Origin of the sequence: Paraburkholderia sp. HC6.4b, assembly GCF_014200875.1 — a bacterium.
GTDB lineage: Bacteria > Pseudomonadota > Gammaproteobacteria > Burkholderiales > Burkholderiaceae > Paraburkholderia > Paraburkholderia tuberum.
The window spans coordinates 163,647-181,696 of sequence record NZ_JACHDC010000006.1 but is presented as its reverse complement, the minus strand read 5'-3'; the positions used below and the strand labels follow the sequence as shown (position 1 = coordinate 181,696).

Genomic DNA, 18,050 nt, shown 5'->3' with positions numbered 1-18,050 from the left:
CAAACTAAAAACCCGTTTTAATGCCACTTCAACTCGCACAAATTTCCCGATTATCCGCAAGCGGCAAGAAGTTACCGGTCTTGCCATCGAGCGCAAGCATTTCACCGCTTTCGATATTGAAGATCCAGCCGTGCAGCCGCAGCGTCTTGTTCACGAGTCCGACCGCCACCGACGGATGCGTGCGGATGTTGCTGAGCTGCGCGATCACGTTGTCCTTGACCAGCGCCTCGAGACGCTCCGCATCCGAGCAGTAGTGGCGCGACGCGTTGATCGCCTTCGCCGCATCCGCGTGACGCAGCCAACTCGCGACCGCCGGCATGTGCTCCAGATTCGTGCAGCTCGAGATCGCCGTCATCGCGCCGCAGTTCGAATGGCCGCAGATCACGATGTCGGTCACGCCGAGCACGGCAATCGCATATTCGACGGTCGCCGACACGCCGCCCGGCTCCGGACCGTACGACGGCACGATGTTGCCCGCGTTGCGGATCACGAACAGCGACCCCGGTTCGGTCTGCGTCAGCAGTTCCGGCACCACGCGGCTGTCCGAACAGGTCACGAAGAGCGTGCTGGGATTCTGCGCGGTCGACAAACGCTTGAAGAGTGCGCTTTGCTGTGGAAAGACCTCGCGTTGAAAGCGGATCAGACCTTCGATGATTTCCTGCACGATATTCTCCAGAGAATCGAAGAGACGGATTTAAAGTTGCCGCGACTATACCGCAGCCTTTCAATCGTCGCGCGAATCACCGTGCTAATCGTCGGACGCTCCTGCGGTGAACTGCCAGCGAAATAATGGAATGCTTGCACGCGCCATAAAAAAAGACCCGGCTGCCGGCAGCCGGGTCCAACTCTCTCGCTCACACGCGTTAAGCGGTGTGTGCGTCGATACTGTAGCCGCGCCGACGTCGCGGATATAGTCGCCGCGATGGAAGAGTCCTTTCCACCGCGGCACGAATCGCTTGACCCGATACAAGCAAGCGGGTCGCTCAATCGAAGTCGCGCGTCTCGAGCTCCACGGACCGTCCCCCGTTGCGTTCGAGCACCCGCCGCGTAGCATTTTCAATGCGGGCGCGGTTCGCCTCGAACGCTCCCACCAGATCGTGAGCAGACGGGGCGCCGTTGCCGAGGCTGCCATTGCCGAAATGGTCATTGAGCGCGTCGAGCGACACGCTGCACCATACGTCCTTCCCGTCCACATTGGCCTCGTAGGCGACGCGCGCAGCAGCCACCACTTCCCGGCGTCCGGTGAATTCGATCCTCATGATTGTCCTCCGTGTGTCAAAGGGAAATCCGAATACGCAACGGTCGTGCCCAATCCGGCCGGCTCGCCGGCTGCCCGGGCGCGAGCGCGCATTCTCCGCAAGGTGCATACTCCTGACCGGCCGCCACGCGCGGCCGCGCCGATGCGTCGCAGCAAGGCCTCCTCCGGGCCGTCGACGCATTCAACATATCGATACTACGCCCTTCATGTCCCGCAATACTCAATCTTCACGCCCGCTCGTGATCGCCGCCGTGATGGCCTCGATGGCGATGGTCGCGATCGAAGCGACCATCGTGTCGACCGCGATGCCGCAGATCGTCTCGCAACTCGGCGACCTGCATTTATACAGTTGGGTGTTCTCGTCGTTCCTGCTCACGCAGACCGCTATGACCGTGGTGTTCGGCAAGCTCGCCGACCTCTATGGGCGCAAGCCCGTGATCCTCGCGGGCATCGCGATCTTTCTCGTCGGCTCGGTGCTCGCCGGCTTCGCGTGGTCGATGCCGGCGATGATCGTGTTCCGCCTGATCCAGGGGATCGGCGCGGGCGCAATCCAGCCGGTCACGCTGACCGTCGTCGCCGATCTGTACCCGGCGCGCGAACGCGGCAAGGTGCAGGGTTATCTCGCGAGCGTGTGGGCGATTTCGGCGGTCGTGGGTCCGATGGTCGGCGGCTTCATCATTCACAACCTGTCGTGGGCGTGGATCTTCTGGATGAACGTGCCGATCGGGCTCGCGTCGGCGGCGGGCTTCATCGCGTTCCTGCGCGAATCGGAACGGCACGCGCGGCCGTCCATCGACTTCGCCGGCGCCGCGCTGTTCATGGCCGCGATCGCAGCGCTGATGATGGCGCTGACCTACGCCGGCGACGACGCGTTGGCGCGAGCCTCGTTCGCAGGCGGCGTCTTCGTGCTGTGCGTGCTGCTGTTCGTGCTGCAGGAGCGTCGCGCGGCCGAACCGATGATCTCGTTCGCGCTATGGAGCCGCCGCCCGATCGCCGCATGCAACAGCGCGACGGTGCTGGCCGGCATGATCCTGATGGGCGCGACCACGTTCCTGCCGATGTACGTGCAGGGCGTGCTGCATCGTTCGCCCGTGGTGGCCGGCCTCGCGCTGACGATGATGATGGTCGGCTGGCCCACCGGCGCGACGTTCGCGGCGAAGTCGTTTCACCGGCTCGGTTTGCGGCGCATCCTGATCTGCGGCAGCGCGTTCGTGCCGCTCGGCGCGGTGCTGCTGCTGTTGCTGTCGCCCGGCGCGTCGCCGCTCGTCGCCGGGTTCGCGTCGCTGATCATGGGCTTTGGCATGGGGACGTCGAGCGTCAGTTCGCTCGTGCTGATCCAGGAGATCGTCAGGATGGACGAACGCGGCAGCGCGACCGCGTCGAACCTGTTTTCGCGCAATCTCGGCAGCACGCTCGGCGCGACGCTGTTCGGCGCGGTGCTGAACTTCGGGCTCAGTCATTCGCAGGGCGTCGCGACGGTCACGTCGGATCAGCTGAAGGCGCTGCTGCAGAACCGCGCCGCCGATCTCGGCGACAGCGATCTGGTCCGGCTCGTGCTGCACCAGTCGCTGCATCTGACCTTCGTGTCGATGTTCGTGATCGCGCTATTCGTGGTCGCGCTGCTCGCGCTGGTGCCAACGATCCGATTCGGCGACGACAAGCCGGCACCACTCAAGGCCTTGTCGCCGCTCGAGGACTGAGTCGCGCGGCGTCGCGAACCACGTGCGTTCGCGAGCGCTACGGGCCGCCCGCCGGCAGCGTCGCCGCGAAGAAATCACGCACCTGGGCCGCGGTTCGCGCATGAATCGCGGCGCGATCGACACCCGGCCCGTCCTTGCAGATCGGCGCCAGACGCTCCATCGCCTCGGGCTCGCACACATCCATGAACGTATAGTGCGAGGCGCCCGGCACCATCGTCACCGTCGCTTGCGGCATGAAGCCCGCGATGCGGTGAATGTTGGTGTTGACTGGCGCGGTCGTGTCCGCCTCGCCCGCCAGCAGCGCGACCGGAATCGTCACTTCCTTGAACGACGAACTGTTGAATGCCTCGCCGAGCGCGGGCGCGATCGCGAACGCGGCTTTGACGCGCGGATCGCGATACGAGTCGCCCGAGCGCGCCCGCGATGCGTTCGTTTCCGCCGATAGCCCCTCGACCGTTAGCGCCGGCGTGCCCGGCGCGTGCGCGAGATTGGCGGCTTCGGGCGGCGAGCAGATCGCATCGGCTTCGGGCGACGTGCAGAAGCGCTCCAGCGCCGCCCGATCGGTCCGTGCGCCCGCGACTTCGAGCACCGTATAGCCGCCGAGCGAAAAGCCCAGCGCGCCGATCCGCGTCGTGTCGACGCGCGGACCGAAACGCGGGTCCGCGAGCACCCCGTCGAGCACTTCGCTCAAATCGGTCGCGCGCTCCCACCAGAGGATGAAGCCGTCGCGCGTGCGCGGCTCCAGCGCGTTGTTACCCGGATGATTGACGCCCGCGACGATATAACCCTGCGCGGCCAGCGAGGCCGCGAGCCAGTCGAGACTTTCCGCGCTGCCGCCGGTGCCGTGCGATAGCAGCAGCAACGGGTATTTGGGCTGCGCGGCGGACAGCGGGGCATCGTCGGCGGCCGCGTGGCCGACGAACATCGGATGGCCCGGCGCGCCGATATCGTGAGGCGTCTCGGGTTGCGCCGCATCGGTCGGGTACCAGATGCGCGTGATCAGCGCCTGCGTTTGCGCGCCGCGCCAGTTGCGGGCCACGGCGGGGTGAAATACGCGGCTCGTTTCGCCGACATGCCAGCCGGCGGAGGCGGTTTGCGCGATGGCGTTCGCCGGCAACGAAGCCCACATCGCGCCAGACAGCACCCCTGACAACGCCGCGGTCAACGACACCACCACCGCGCTCGACAGCGCGGCACAACCTCGACGCATCATGGTTAGTTCTCGCAAATGGGGATCAGCAGATCGGTGACGCAGGGATGTTGCGCGCTGCGATCGGGCGTGCTTCGATACAGTTCCAGCCCCGGCCGCTGATCGCGCCGGTAGCCGCTGCGCGGCAGCCAGCCGCTGTACAGCGCCCTGAAAGTGGGCGAGATCAGCGCATAAGGGCCGACGAGGCGGTGCACCGCATACAGCCCGCCTTCGAGCCGCAGCGGCTCGATGCCCGGCGGCGGCCCGGCAACACGCGGGCGTTGCGCGGCTTCGTCGAGCCGCTCCATCGCACTGCTCAACGCCGCCTGCGAGCCCGCGACAATTGCCGCGTGATAGCAAAACCCGCCAGCCATCGACGGATCGCGCGCGCAAATGCCGACCCGCTGTTGCAACAGCGGGTTCTCGTCGCAGCGCAGCGTCGTCATCAGCGTGTGGAAGGTCTGGCCGATCGTTGCGATCGGGCCGTCATGGCGAAGGCATAGCACGTCGAGCGGCGCGAGCTCGGTGACTTCGACGGACGGCAGCGCGGGCGGGCTTTGGCTTTCGGTGCTTTCGTCACGGTTACCGTCGACGCCATCGTGAATGCGGGCGCCGTCGCCATCGCCATCGCCTCGCTGCGCGATGCGCGCTTGCGCCGTTCGCAGCGTCCGCGCCGAAGTTGTCGAAACCGCCGGATTCGCCACCAGATGCCGCTGCCGGGTCCTGAATTCGCTCGGCGACACACCGGTGAAATCGCGAAACGCGCGCGCGAACGCTTGGGGACTGTCGTAGCCGGCGTCGTGCGCGACCGCGGTGACCTGCGCGGCGTCGGTCAACCGCTGGGCCGCCTCGGCGAGCCGCAGACGCTTGACGGTGTCGCCGACGCTCTCGCCCATCAACGCGCGATAAATCCGATGGAAGTGATACGGCGACATATGCGCGACGGCCGCGAGGCTGTCGAGCGTGTGTCGCGCGCCGGGCTCGACCAGAATGGCCTCGACCACGCGAGCGATCCGTCGACGGTAATCACGTTCGGTGCTGGGCTTCATCATGGCGCCACGATAGCGGTCTGCGCGCCGCGAGGCGGTGCAGAACTTGCGGATTTTCGCGTTTTCGCGCTTCGCGTTTTGCCAGCCGACGGGCGGCCAGGCTCGCGCGCTGCGTCACATTATGATCGACAACCCAAGCGGCTTCCTGACGCCAGAACGGCTTTCACGGCGCCGTCAACTGCCCTTCGCATACAGCGTCGAATCGGCGAATCCTTCGGCGGCCAGCACCTGGCCGACCAGAATCAGCGCGGTGCGCTCGATCGCGCTGCCCTGCACCTTCGCGACGATATCGTCGAGCGTGCCGGTGATCTTTTCCTCGTCGGGCCAGCTCGCGCGATAGATCACCGCGATCGGACACGCGCCGCCGTAATGCGGCCGCAACTCATCGACGATGCGCGCGAGATGCCGCACGCCGAGGTGAATCGCCAGCGTCGCGCGATGCCGCGCGAGATTGCCCAACTGCTCGCCTTCGGGCATCGACGTTTTGCTCGCGTAGCGCGTGAGGATCAGCGTCTGCGACACGCCGGGCAGGGTCAACTCGCAGCCGAGCGCCGCCGCGCATGCGGCCGTCGCGGTCACGCCGGGCACGATTTCGTAAGGAATGGCCAGCTCGCGCAAACGGCGGATCTGCTCGCCGATCGCACCGTACAGCGAGGGATCGCCCGAATGCACGCGCGCGACATGCTGGCCCTTCGCGTGCGCCGCCGCGAGCAGCGCGACGATCTGGTCGAGATCGAGCTCCGCGGTGTTGATCACCTGTTGCGCGCTATGACCTTCGAGCACCGCGGCCGGCACCAGCGACCCCGCATACAGGATCACCGGACAACTGCGCACGAGACGCTGCCCTTTGACCGTGATCAGTTCCGGGTCGCCCGGACCCGCGCCGATAAAAAACACTGTCATTCAGTACTCCAATTATTTGCTCACTTACCCGAATCCGCATTCGCCTGCTCGGGCAACGCATCGAGAAGATCGGCAACGCCGGCGAACTCGCGATCGACCTCGGGCAACACCGGCCGTCGCAGCATGATCACCGGCAAGCCACGTTCGCGCGCGACCTCGAGCTTCGCCTCGGTCGCGCCGCCGCCGCTGTTCTTGCTGACGACAACGTCGAACGCCTGCAGCGCGAACAGCGCGCGTTCGCCGTCGAGCGTGAACGGTCCGCGCGCCGCGAGGATGCGCGAGCGCGCCGTGTCCGGATGCGAATCGAGCACGCGCACGGTCCAGAATTGATGCGGCGCAATCTCGTCGAGATGCGCGAGCGGTTCGCGCCCGAGCGTGAAAAGCGGCCGCCTGAACGGCGCGAGCGTGTCGATCAGTTCGTTCCAGTCATCGACCATGCGCCAGTCGTCGCCGGCTTGCGGCTGCCACGCTGGACGCCGCAGCGCCCAGCACGGCACCTTCGCCACGCGGCACGCGTCGACGGCATTCGCGCTGATCCGCGCCGCGTACGGATGCGTCGCGTCGATCACGAGGCCGATCGCTTCGCTCGCGAGGTAACGCGCCAGACCCGCGCTACCGCCGAAACCGCCGACGCGCACCGCGCACTTCAAGTCGTCGGGGACCTTGCCGAGTCCCGCGAGACTGTACACATGCGCGGGACCGAGTTGGCGCGCAATCTTCAGCGCGTCGCCGGTGCCGCCGAGCAGCAGGATGCGCGTCATCGCGCGACTCCGACGATATTGCCCTGCCGGTCGATCGCGAAGATTTCGACGCTGACCTGCGGCGGCACGATATCGCGAGCAACGGCCAACGCGTGCTGACAGACGATATCGCCGAGCGGCACCTGCCGCGCGTGAGCGAGCGCGAGCGCCTGCTGGCTCGTGTTGGCCGCGCGCATCGCCGCTTGCAGCGCGGCGTCGGCGCCATGCGCGGCAGCCCAGCCGGCGAGTTGTTCGAGATCGATGCTGGAGTTGCGGCTATGCAGATCGAGATGGCCGGCCGCGAGCTTGCTGAGCTTGCCGAAGCCGCCGCAAATGCTCAGTCGCTCGACCGGAGCGCGCTTCACATGCTTGAGCACCGCGCCGACAAAATCGCCCATTTCGATCAGCGCGATATCGGGCAGGCCGTAGTGCGCGCGCATCGCGTCCTCGCTCGCGTTGCCGGTGCAGGCGGCCACATGCGTATAGCCGTTCGCGCGCGCGACGTCGATGCCCTGATGGATCGACGCGATATATGCCGAGCACGAAAACGGCCGCACGATGCCGGTGGTGCCGAGGATCGACAGTCCACCGACGATCCCGAGTCGCGGGTTCATCGTTTTCAGCGCGAGCGCTTCGCCGCCTTCGACGCCGATCGTCACTTCGAAGCCGCCGCGATACGCGTGGCGCGCGGCGAGTTCGACGAGGTGCTGCGTGATCATCTGGCGCGGGACCGGATTGATCGCCGGTTCGCCGACCGGCAATGTAAGCCCCGCGCGTGTGACCGTGCCGACGCCCGGCCCCGCGCGAAAGATAACACCGGGCCCGGGCACGAGGCGCACGCGCGCGAACACGAGCGCGCCATGGGTCACGTCGGGATCGTCGCCGGCGTCCTTGATCGTGCCGGCTTCGGCGATCCGCTCGCCGTCCAGCGCGGTAAGCCGGCAGAACGTGAGCCGCATCGGCACATGCTGGCCCTTCGGCAACACGATCTCCGCGACCTCGCTAACCTCGCCCGCCAGCAGTAGACGAGCGGCCGCGAGCGACGTCGCGGTCGCGCAACTGCCGGTCGTATAGCCGCTGCGCAGCGGCGCCGGCTGCTCGGGAGTCTCGTCGCGCATCACGAATCGGCCGATGGTTTGGCGGGTTTGGTCGCGTCGAGCAGGGTGATCGGCAACGCCTGGCGCCACGTATCGAAGCCGCCGAGCGGTTGCGCGTGAGCGAGCCCGATGCGCGTCAGCGTACCGCCATGCCGCTCGCGCCATGCGGCGAGCACCGCCTCGCCTTGCAGCGTCACCGCGTTCGCGACGAGCCGGCCGCCGTCGCGCAGTTGTGTCCAACAGGTGTCGAGCACGTCGGGCTCCGTCACCCCACCGCCGATGAACACCGCGTGCGGCGTCGGCAGTCCCCGCAACGCGTCGGGCGCGCGGCCGGCCACGAGTTGCAGCCCGGGCACGCCCAAAGCATCGCGATTCTGTTCGATGAAGCGCTGCCGCGCTTCGTTCGCTTCGATCGCGATCGCGCGACACGTGGGATGCGCGCGCATCCATTCGATTCCGATCGAACCGCTGCCCGCGCCGACGTCCCACAGCAACTCGCCGGGCGCGGGCGCGAGGCGCGCGAGCGTGATGACGCGCACGTCGCGCTTGGTCAACTGGCCGTCGTGGATAAAGGCGTCGTCGGGCAAACCGCAGGTCAGCGGCAGACGCGGCGCATGCGCCGACGCGCGGCACGCGAGCGCGATCAGATTGAGCGCGGCCATCTCGCCGGCCGGCCATTGACCCGCGCGGCCATCGACACGCCGTTCGCGTGCACCGCCCAGATGTTCGAGCACGGTCATGGCAGTCGCGCCAAAACCGCGCGCATCGAGCGAGGCCGCCAGTGCCGCGGGCGTGTGCCCGTCCGCGCTCAGCACGAACAGGCGCGCGCCGTCACGCAGATGCGCATTCAGCGCGGCAAGCGGTCGGCCGACCAGCGAGACGGTCGCGACATCCTGCAACGGCCAGCCGAGCCGCGCGGCCGCGAGCGACAACGACGACGGCGCCGGCAGCACGCGCAGCTCGCCGGCCGGCAACTGCCGCGCGAGCGTCGCGCCGACGCCGAACAGCATCGGGTCGCCGCTCGCGAGCACGCACACCGCGTGCGGACGCTCGGCGAGCAACGGCGCGAGATCGAACGGACGCGGCCACGCGGCACGGCGCGCGGCGAGCCGCGCGGGCAGCATCGCCAGATGGCGCTCGCCGCCGTACACGACCGACGCGCCCAGCAACGCACGCCGCGCGGGCCGCCCCAAACCGGCGAAGCCGTCGTCGCCAATGCCCACTACGGTCAGCCATGCCGGCATGCATCCATCCTCATCGGTTGCGTCGATTCTTTAGCGATTGCACCGGCTCACGCATGCGGCTTTGCGCACGCTCGGAGCGCCGGTTGCGAAAGTCCGCATGATACCGCCGCCATGCGGCCCGCGGCTTCGCGGCGGAGCGCCATGCTGCCGGAATCACCGGCATCGCGCGATGGCCGGCAAACAGGCGCTGCGGCCACAGCGTAAAGATATAATGGCCGCTTTCATTGCCCACGGTCAGCCCGAAGCGCCTTTCGGCCGCACAGTTCACGCCGGCCCTCGTCGGGCAGCATGCAGCGAGGCCACAGCCATGCCGTCGCGCGACGCTAAACCCGGTGCCCCTTTGAATCGAGCTTCGCCTCCCACCGTTTCGTCCCACGCGGTCACGACACCGCGGTCTTCGGCATGTCCGGGGTTGCTGCGCATCGTCCCCGCGCGCGACGGCGGCATCTGCCGCATCAAACTGCCCGGCGGCGTGCTGAGCGCGGCGCAGGCACGCGCGATCGCCGATGCCAGCACGCGGCACGCGAACGGCGTCGCCGAGCTGACCAATCGCGCGAATCTGCAACTGCGCGGCGTGCGTAACGGACACGAAGCGGCGTTGAGCGCGGCGCTGATCGGCGCGGGGCTTGGACCGGCCGGCGCGCTCAGTTCCGCCGACGACGTCCGCAACGTGATGATCAGCCCCGCCGCCGGCCGCGATCCGCACGCGCTGATCGACACGACGCCGCTGTGCGGAGAACTGCTGACGCTGCTGCAAGGCGATGCGCGCTTGGTAGCGTTGTCGCCGAAATTCGCGCTGCTGCTCGACGGCGGCGAACAGTTTGCGCGGGTCGATCATCCGCATGACGTGTGGCTCGCGGCGTCGGCTGACGAAGAAGGCGTGCGCTTCGTGTTCGGCCTCGCGGGGTGCCCGGCTCCGGCAGGCGAGAACTCGAACCCGCGCGACCATCACGATTCCAACGGCACGGGCGCGCTCGCGGCGGTGCCGGCGTCGCGCGTGCCCGCGCTCCTGCGCGCGTTGTTGCACACGTTCCTCGACCTCGCCCCAGCCGACACGACCCGCATGCGCGACCTGCTCGCCACGCATTGCGCCGACGCGCTCCTGCGGCACGCGCAGCGCTACGTCGATTTCCCGCTCGCGCGCGACGCATCGCTGAGCCACTGGCAACGGCACATCGCCGCCGACCCATCGCTGCGGCTCGGCGCGCACGCGCAGCGCGGCGACGGCACGTCGCATGTCGGCGGCCAACCACCACTCGGCCGGATCGATGCGGCCACGCTGCGCGCCCTGGCTGCGCTCGCGCAAAAACACGGCAACGGCAGGTTGCACGCGACGCCATGGCAAAGCGTGCTGCTGCCCGACATCGCGACGACAGCGGTGCCCGCCGTGCTCGCGAAGCTGATCGCACTCGGTCTCGCGTGCGATCCCGCGCAGGCCATCACGCACGTGATCGCCTGCACCGGTTCGGCCGGTTGCGCGAAGGGCCTCGCCGACACCAAGACCGACGCGCTGCAACTCGCCGAGCGCTTACCCGCCGGCGTCGACGTGCATCTGACGGGCTGTCCGCGCTCCTGCGCGGCCGCCCATCGCGCGCCTTACACGCTGCTCGCCGCCGCGCCCGGCCTCTACGACCTTTATCGACGCGACGGCCGCCCCGGCTTCGGCCAATGCGTCGCGCCCCAACTGACGATCGACGAGGCCGCCGCGCTGCTCGCGCGCCTCGCCCGGAGTACTCCACATGCTTGATTACATTCGCGACGGTCAGGAGATCTATCGCCAATCGTTCGCGACGATCCGCGCGGAGGCCGACCTCGCGCGCATCCCCACCGACCTCGAAAAGCTCGCGGTGCGCGTGATCCACGCGTGCGGCATGGTCGACGTGATCGACGACCTCGCGTTCTCCGACGGCGCCGGCAGCGCGGGCCGCCGCGCGCTCGCGCAAGGCGCGCCGATCCTGTGCGATGCGGGCATGGTCGCGCAAGGCATCACGCGCGCGCGGCTGGCCGCGAACAACGAAGTGATCTGCACGCTCACGCACCCGGACGTGCCCGCGCTCGCGCGCGAAATCGGCAACACGCGCTCGGCCGCCGCGCTCGAATTGTGGCGCCCGCATCTGGCGGGCAGCGTCGTCGTGATCGGCAATGCACCGACCGCGCTGTTTCATCTGCTCGACATGCTCGATGCCGGCGCGCAGAAGCCGGCGCTGATTCTCGGCTTTCCGGTCGGCTTCGTCGGCGCGGCGGAATCGAAAGCGGCACTCGCGCAAAACAGCCGCGGCGTCCCCTATGTGGTCGTGCACGGACGGCGCGGCGGCAGCGCGATGGCCGCTGCCGCGGTCAACGCGCTTGCGACGGAGGTCGAATAAATGGCGAGCCAGCTAACGAGTCGCGGACGGCTGTACGGCATCGGCGTCGGTCCCGGTGACCCGGAATTGCTGACGTTGAAGGCACTGCGGCTGCTCAAAGCGGCGCCGGTGGTCGCGTATTTCGTCGCGAAGGGCAAGAAGGGCAACGCGTTCGGCATCATCGAGGCGCATCTGCACGACGCGCAGCAGCATCTGCCGCTCGTCTATCCGGTCACCACCGAAGCACTCGAACCGCCGCTGTCGTACGAAGCGATCATCGCGGACTTCTATGACACCGCCGCCGAAATCGTCGCGGGCCATCTCGACGCGGGCCGCGACGTCGCGGTGATCTGCGAAGGCGATCCGTTCTTCTATGGCTCGTACATGTATCTGCACGACCGGCTCGCGGCGCGCTACGACAGTGAGGTAGTGCCCGGCGTGTGCTCGATGCTCGGCGGCGCGGCGGTGCTCGGCGCGCCGCTCGTCTATCGCAACCAGAGCTTGTCGGTGCTGTCGGGCGTGCTGCCCGAAGATGAATTGCGCCGCCGTCTGGCCGACGCCGACGCGGCGGTCATCATGAAACTCGGCCGCAATTTCGACAAGGTACGGCGCGTGCTAGACGAACTCGGACTCGCGCAGCGCGCGCTGTACGTCGAACGCGCGACGATGCGAAATCAGCGCATCGTGCCGCTCGCGGAAGTCGATCCGATGGCGTCGCCGTATTTCTCACTGCTGGTCGTGCCGGGGCAAAAATGGCAAGGATGAACGCGCCCGCCATCGTGATTCTCGGTACGGGCGCGCTTGCGACCGCGCGGCGGATTCAGGCGTCGTATGTCGAGCGTGGCGCGCATGCCGCGGCCGGCGTTGCCACGGACTGCCAGGTCCATGCGCTGCAAGGGCGCGTCGACGCCGACGTCTCGTACGGCGAACTCGGCGCGCATCTGCGCGAGCTGTATGCGCGCGGCACGCCGATCGTCGCGCTGTGCGCGGCCGGCATCGTGATTCGCTGCCTCGCGCCGCTGCTGTCGAACAAAGGCGCCGAGCCGCCGGTCCTCGCGGTCGCCGAGGACGGCAGCGCGGTCGTGCCGCTGCTCGGCGGCCTCGCGGGCGTCAACGTGATGGCGCGCGACATCGCCGCGGCGTTGGCCGTGCAGCCCGCGATCACGACGAGCGGCGAGCTGCGTTTCGGCACCTGCGTGCTCAATCCGCCCGATGGCTATGCGCTCGCCGACCTGGGTCAGGGCAAGCGCTTCGTGTCGGATCTGCTCGCGGGCGAAAGCACGCGCATCGAAGGCGACGCGCCGTGGCTCGACGACGCGCAACTGCCGCGCTCGGCGTCGGCGCGTCTCGCGATTCGCGTGACGCCGCGCGCGTGCGATGCGCGTGAAGACGAACTCGTGATTCATCCGCGCAGCGTGGTGGCGGCTGTCGCCAGCGACGAGGCCGATGCCGCCGACGCGATCGTCGCACGCGTGCGCGCGGCACTGAACGCGCAGGGTCTCGCGATGCTTTCGCTTGCGGCCTTGCTCGCGCCATCGACGAGCATGGCCGACCCGGCGCTCGCGCAAGCGGCAAGGCTTCTCGAGGTGCCGCTGCGCTTCGCCGATGCCAGCGCCGAACCGGGCGAATCGAGTGCCGCAAGGTTGCTGCATACCGCACTACGCGTCCCCCACGAAACGCTGCACGACGACGCACACCCCGACGTTGCGCTCGCCCTCTCCCCGCTCGCCATCGACCCCGCGACGCTCGGCCGTGCCCGCGGCCGTCTGACCGTGATCGGCCTCGGTCCCGGCCGGGCCGAGCTGATGGTCCCGGCCGCGCGCACCGCATTGAACGAAGCGACCGACATCCTTGGCTACGACACCTACGTGAAAATGGCCGGCCCGCTGCGCGCCGGTCAGCGCGTGCACGGCACCGACAATCGCGAGGAAATGCAGCGCGCGCGGCACGCGTTCGAGCTCGCGAGCGAAGGCCGCTCGGTCGTGATGGTGTCGTCGGGCGACCCCGGCGTGTTCGCAATGGCGGCCGCCGTGCTCGAAGCGCTCGAAGCTTCCCGGAACGACGCATGGGCGGCCGTCGAACTATCGATCGTGCCGGGCGTGTCGGCCGCGCTCGCGACCGCCGCGCAGGCCGGCGCGCCGCTCGGCCACGACTTCTGCATGCTGTCGCTGTCGGACAACCTGAAGCCGTGGACGATCGTCGAAACCCGCCTGCGCCATGCGGCGCAAGCCGATCTCGTGATGGCGTTCTACAACCCGATTTCGCGCGCGCGTCCGTGGCAACTCGACAAGGCACTCGACATCGTGCGGGAGTATCGCGTGCCATCGACCCACGTGGTGCTGGGTCGCGATATCGGCCGGCCCGGCGGCACGCTGCGCACGCTGACGCTCGGCGAGCTTCGCTCGGCCGATGTGGATATGCGCACGATGGTGATCGTCGGGTCGTCGCTGACGAGAAGATTCGCTTGCGGTCATCACGGCGCGCAGTGGGTGTACACGCCGCGGTGGTACGAGTAAGCGGACCGTACCGGGTGGTACCGGCCCGCCCCGCTCACCCCACCTTCAGATCCTGCACCGCCCGCTGCCTGACGCCCAGGTCGTCCCACAACTCCGGATGGCACGTGAACACCAGAATCTGATGCCGCGTCGCCGCGTCGATCAACGCGCGTTTGAGCGCGTCGCGGCGCGCGGCATCGGTGTGTACCGCGGCGTCGTCGAGCATCAGCAGAGTCGGCCGGCCTGAGGCCTGCAAGAGATCCGCATACGCGAGCCGCGTCAGGATGCCGAGCTGTTCGCGCGTGCCGAAGCTGAGCGCATCGAGCAGTTCCGCGCGGCCGTCGCGATCGAGCATCGCCGGAATCAGATCGTCGCCGAGCGCGAGGCTCGACTGCGGAAAAAGCCGCTTCAGGTAGTGACCGACCCGCTCGGTCAACGGCGCACGCAGTTGGGCGAGCGCGGCGTCGCGTTCGTCGACCAGCACTTCGTCGAGCAGACTCAGCGCGCTCGCGCGCAGGCGCAGTTCGTCGTTGCGACGCGTGGCCTGCTCGACCTGGGCTTCGAGCGCGGCATGCCGTTCACCGAGGCCCGATGCGCCCATCGTTTCGAGCTGGCTGCGCAGCTCCGCGATCCGCAGTTGACGCTCGTGCTGCTCGTTGCGCGCGAGCTCCGCCGATGCGCGATAGCGCTTCGCCTCCGCCACGGGGTCGTCCAGACGTGCCGCATCGAGTTCGCGCTCGCGCTCGCCGCGCTGGTTCTTCAGCGCATCGACCTTGACGCGTTGCTCGACGATATGCGCCTGCCACTGCGCGCGCTTGCGCCGAAACGCTTCGTCGTGCAGCTGCGCTTCTTTACGCTGCAACTGCGCCGTGAGCGAATCGGCCTTCGCAACGCCGCTGGATTGTGCGCCCGCCGCCTGCGCGAGCATCTTGCGCGCGGTCTCCAACGCGTCGCGCGCGATGTCGGCGTTGCGGCGCGCGTCGTCGAGCGGCGGCGCCGCGGACACGTCGGGCAGACTGGCAAGGCGCTCGCTCGACGCCTGCGAGCGCGCCGCTGTCGATGCCAGCGCCGCGCGCAACGCATCGATGCCTTGCGGCGCGTGCACCTCGAGAATCCTCGCCTGGCTCTTCTGTTGCGCGACCTGCGTTTTCCATTGCTCGTGACGCGCCTGCGCATCGCCCACCGACGCGACGCCGAGCGAGCGCAGCAACTGCGCGTGCTTCGCCTCGAGCGACGCCAGCTCCGACAACCGCGCGGACAGATCGGACACGCCCGGAATCACGCGCAATTCGCCGAGCTTGCCGAGGCCGATGCGTTTTTCATCGTCGACATGCAGCACGCCCGTGCCGCTGATCGTCTGATCGCCGACGCTCAACTCGCCATTCAAGCTGTACTCGATGCGCGTCATCGCCGCTTCGGTCCGCGCGCGCAACACGGTCAATTCGCCGTCGAGCGCGACGAGGCGCTTGAACTGCGCGTCGTCGAGTTCGAGCGCCGCCGCCTCGCGCGCGGCCTGCAACACCGCCGCGTTCGCCTTGTCCGCCTCGCCGATCGACGCTTCGAGCCGCTGGCTCTCCGCCCGATAGAAATCGACCTGGCTGCGCAGGTCGGCGGCGGTGACGGCCGCGTTCGCGAGTTCGAGCGCGCGGTTCGCCTCGGCCGATGCCTGCTCGAATTGCGCCACACGGCTTTGCGCCTGTACATGCGCGGTTTGCGCGGCCGCGACCTCGACGCGCGCCGCGTCGAGCTGCTCGCGTTCGAGCGCGATGGCCGCCTCCAGTTCGAGCGCGCCCTGCTCCTGCTGCACCGACAACGCGAGTTCGGCCTCGCCGATCTTCAGCGACTGCGCGAGCCCTTCGAGACCGCGTTCGAGTCGTTCGACCGCCGCGGCACGTTGCTGCGCGAGCGCGGCCTTCTGCTCGTGAAGCTCCCACGGACGCCTGCGCTCGGCGTCGTCGAATGCCTGCTGTTGGGCGGCGAGGCGCGCGATGTTGTCGTCGAACTGCTGGCGCTGCTGTTGCAGCTCGTCGCGGCTCGCGATCAGCGAGGCGAGCTTCTGCTCCGCCTCGGCGAGCGGCCCGGTCGACTTCTGCGTGCGCGCGGTCAGCAGTTGCCGCAGCTCGCGCTGCACGGCCGCGATCAGCGCGTCCTCGCCGCCCGCTTCGCGGCCGCCCGACAGTTGCGTGAGCGCGTCGCGCAGATACTGCGCCGCGTGCCCGGTCGAATCGCGCATCTCCTGCGTGCCGCCTTGCTGCACCCACAACAGACCCGGCACGCCGGCGTTCTCGGCTTTCATCGGACCGCGCGCCGCGCGCGAGAAGCCGAGCAGCGCGGCGAGCTTGTCTTCGGCTTCGTCCTCGCTATACACGGCCTGGCCGATCCTCAGCTCGCAACGCTGACGCGACACGAACTGCTTCGACAGACGGCACGCCACACCATCGAGCTCGAAGCTGACCTCGACCGACGGCTGCCCGCTCGCGAGCCCCCACGGCAACAGGTCTTTCAGATGCGACGCCTTGTAGCGTTCGAGGAACACCGTGCGCACCGCCTCGGCAATCGTGCTTTTGCCGGCCTCGTTCGGGCCGATGAACAGATTGAGACCGGGCTGCAGATCGTCGATCACGATCTGCCCGCCGAACTGCCTGAATTCCTGAATCGCGATACGTTGCAGCTTCATGCGGGGGCTCCTTCACGCGGCGCTTCAGGTTGCTGCCGCTCGCGCGTCTGCGCGGGTGGTGCGGCCTGCGAATCGCGTTGCCGCTGGTCGCGCTGAAAACGCGCCAGCAGCAGCAACGCCTCGGCCGCGCGCCGCGCCTCTCGCGGATCGGCTTGCGCGTCTTCCTGCAGACCGCGCAGCCGCGCCACCACCTTCGCGAGATAGCCGCTTTGCGCGCCGAGTTCGGCGAGATCGTCGGCGGTCGGCAGCACGTGCAGACTGCCCAGATCGGCACGCAACGCGCGCACGCGCGCGCGCGCCTGTTCGACCGCGACATGCAGCGCCTCGGCATCGGCGAGCGCCGCGGTGCCGCCGACCTCGATGCGCAGCACGTCATTCGCGCCGAGTTCGGCGAGGCGGGTTTTCAATGCATCGACATCGGTCGGCACCGAAATCGTCTCGTCCCAGCGATGCCACCGGTATTGCCCGACCCGCACCGCGTCGACCTGCGGCACCGCGCCGGGATCGCTGACGGTAACGTCGAGCACGAAGCCCGGCTCGTTCGCGCGGAAACGGTCCTGCTCGTGCGTGCCCGCGTACCACGTGCGTTCGTCGACGCGCAGATGGCCGTGCCAGTCGCCGAGCGCCAGATAGTCGAGCCGCGCACTGGCGGCGCGCGTCGGGGCGATCGGATTCGACGAATCGATGCCGTCTTGCAGAATGCCGCCGACGCTGCCATGCGCGAGCCCCACGCGGTGATAGCCGGGCGGAGTAGCGGTGGAATCGAACAACGCGGTGGTGTCGTCGTAGGTGATGCGCTGCGTGAGCGGCGCGCACAGCAGCGCGCAACGGCATGCGTCGAGCAGCACGACGCCGGCTTCGAGCACGAGGCGCACGTTCGGCAGCACGCAATCGAGCCGCTGCGCGCGGGTCCACACGCTTTCGACGAGCGCCGCGTCGTGATTGCCCGGCAGCATGAGCCACGCTCCGGAAAACGCTTGCAGCGCGGCGAACAAACGCCGGATCACGGTGTCCGACACCGTCTGCAGATCGAACACGTCGCCCGCGACGAGCACCGCGTCGACGTTGCGCGCGGCCGCTTCTTCGGCGATGCGGCGCACCGTGTCGAAGCGCGCCTGGGCGAGATGCGCGGCCTCGTCCGGTTCGAACTGACCGAATTGCGTGCCGATCTGCCAGTCCGCGGTGTGCAGAAACCTGATCACTGTGCCTCCATTGCGATTGCGATTGCGTTGCGTCCTCTTGCGTTGATTTCGCCGAGGAGCCCGATCGCGAATGTTACCTTGCCGAAGCGCCGGCGCGTATTGCGCGCGCGCGTATCCAGGCTGGACGCGCGCGCGGGCCGTACCGCATCAT

General features: G+C 68.3%; 15 protein-coding genes. 5 read left to right on the top strand and 10 right to left on the bottom strand.

The window, feature by feature from the left end; translation table 11 throughout:
- Nucleotides 1-28 precede the first annotated feature (28 nt).
- Both HDG34_RS11455 and HDG34_RS11450 read right to left on the bottom strand, forming a co-directional pair.
- Nucleotides 29-664, bottom strand: coding sequence for a carbonic anhydrase (locus HDG34_RS11455; protein WP_090809864.1), 636 nt, complete (start codon nt 662-664; stop codon nt 29-31).
- A 319-nt stretch (nt 665-983) separates the two neighbouring features.
- A complete protein-coding gene (locus tag HDG34_RS11450) occupies nt 984-1,259 on the bottom strand; it encodes a DUF1488 domain-containing protein (protein WP_008923225.1) in 276 nt (91 codons plus the stop codon).
- On the opposite strand from HDG34_RS11450, the gene HDG34_RS11445 reads away from it, so the two are divergent.
- Nucleotides 1,258-2,958 carry an MDR family MFS transporter gene (locus HDG34_RS11445; RefSeq protein WP_260321124.1) on the top strand — a complete coding sequence of 567 codons (1,701 nt, stop codon included), beginning with the start codon at nt 1,258-1,260 and terminating at the stop codon, nt 2,956-2,958. The two genes, HDG34_RS11450 and HDG34_RS11445, sit on opposite strands and share 2 nt — an antisense overlap.
- Before the next feature lie 37 nt (nt 2,959-2,995).
- Here the strand turns inward: HDG34_RS11445 and HDG34_RS11440 are convergent, their stop codons facing one another.
- The 6 genes from HDG34_RS11440 to cbiE form a co-directional block, all read right to left on the bottom strand.
- Nucleotides 2,996-4,171: a serine aminopeptidase domain-containing protein gene (locus tag HDG34_RS11440; RefSeq protein ID WP_184060065.1), complete on the bottom strand. Its 1,176-nt coding sequence runs from the start codon at nt 4,169-4,171 to the stop codon at nt 2,996-2,998.
- Between the two features lie 2 nt (nt 4,172-4,173).
- A complete protein-coding gene (locus HDG34_RS11435) occupies nt 4,174-5,199 on the bottom strand; it encodes a GyrI-like domain-containing protein (RefSeq protein WP_184060063.1) in 1,026 nt (341 codons plus the stop codon).
- A gap of 171 nt (nt 5,200-5,370) precedes the next feature.
- The gene (gene cobM, locus HDG34_RS11430; RefSeq protein WP_184060061.1) at nt 5,371-6,099 is read right to left on the bottom strand and encodes a precorrin-4 C(11)-methyltransferase; all 729 of its coding nucleotides are present in this window, start codon (nt 6,097-6,099) and stop codon (nt 5,371-5,373) included.
- 20 nt (nt 6,100-6,119) lie between these two features.
- On the bottom strand, nt 6,120-6,860 hold the full coding sequence (locus tag HDG34_RS11425) for a cobalt-precorrin-6A reductase (protein WP_184060059.1): 741 nt from the start codon (nt 6,858-6,860) through the stop codon (nt 6,120-6,122).
- Nucleotides 6,857-7,957: a cobalt-precorrin-5B (C(1))-methyltransferase gene (locus HDG34_RS11420; protein WP_184060057.1), complete on the bottom strand. Its 1,101-nt coding sequence runs from the start codon at nt 7,955-7,957 to the stop codon at nt 6,857-6,859. The genes HDG34_RS11425 and HDG34_RS11420 overlap by 4 nt, the downstream gene beginning before the upstream one ends.
- Entirely contained in the window at nt 7,957-9,180 is a 1,224-nt protein-coding gene (gene cbiE, locus HDG34_RS11415) for a precorrin-6y C5,15-methyltransferase (decarboxylating) subunit CbiE (RefSeq protein ID WP_184060055.1), read from the bottom strand. The genes HDG34_RS11420 and cbiE overlap by 1 nt, the downstream gene beginning before the upstream one ends.
- A 307-nt stretch (nt 9,181-9,487) precedes the next feature.
- Between cbiE and cobG the strand changes: the two genes are divergently transcribed.
- From cobG to cobJ, 4 genes are read left to right on the top strand one after another with little or no spacing between them, the layout of a single operon-like run.
- Nucleotides 9,488-10,927 carry a precorrin-3B synthase gene (gene cobG / locus HDG34_RS11410; protein ID WP_184060053.1) on the top strand — a complete coding sequence of 480 codons (1,440 nt, stop codon included), beginning with the start codon at nt 9,488-9,490 and terminating at the stop codon, nt 10,925-10,927.
- Nucleotides 10,920-11,546 carry a precorrin-8X methylmutase gene (locus HDG34_RS11405; RefSeq protein ID WP_184060051.1) on the top strand — a complete coding sequence of 209 codons (627 nt, stop codon included), beginning with the start codon at nt 10,920-10,922 and terminating at the stop codon, nt 11,544-11,546. The genes cobG and HDG34_RS11405 overlap by 8 nt, the downstream gene beginning before the upstream one ends.
- The gene (locus HDG34_RS11400) at nt 11,547-12,290 is read left to right on the top strand and encodes a precorrin-2 C(20)-methyltransferase (RefSeq protein ID WP_090809842.1); all 744 of its coding nucleotides are present in this window, start codon (nt 11,547-11,549) and stop codon (nt 12,288-12,290) included. It abuts the gene before it with no gap.
- The gene (gene cobJ / locus HDG34_RS11395; protein WP_184060311.1) at nt 12,287-14,041 is read left to right on the top strand and encodes a precorrin-3B C(17)-methyltransferase; all 1,755 of its coding nucleotides are present in this window, start codon (nt 12,287-12,289) and stop codon (nt 14,039-14,041) included. The genes HDG34_RS11400 and cobJ overlap by 4 nt, the downstream gene beginning before the upstream one ends.
- Before the next feature lie 34 nt (nt 14,042-14,075).
- Here the strand turns inward: cobJ and HDG34_RS11390 are convergent, their stop codons facing one another.
- Together HDG34_RS11390 and HDG34_RS11385 are read right to left on the bottom strand one after the other, a co-directional pair.
- Nucleotides 14,076-16,697: an AAA family ATPase gene (locus tag HDG34_RS11390; RefSeq protein WP_184060049.1), complete on the bottom strand. Its 2,622-nt coding sequence runs from the start codon at nt 16,695-16,697 to the stop codon at nt 14,076-14,078.
- Nucleotides 16,694-17,899, bottom strand: coding sequence for a DNA repair exonuclease (locus HDG34_RS11385; protein WP_184060047.1), 1,206 nt, complete (start codon nt 17,897-17,899; stop codon nt 16,694-16,696). The genes HDG34_RS11390 and HDG34_RS11385 overlap by 4 nt, the downstream gene beginning before the upstream one ends.
- Between the last annotated feature and the right edge of the window lie 151 nt (nt 17,900-18,050).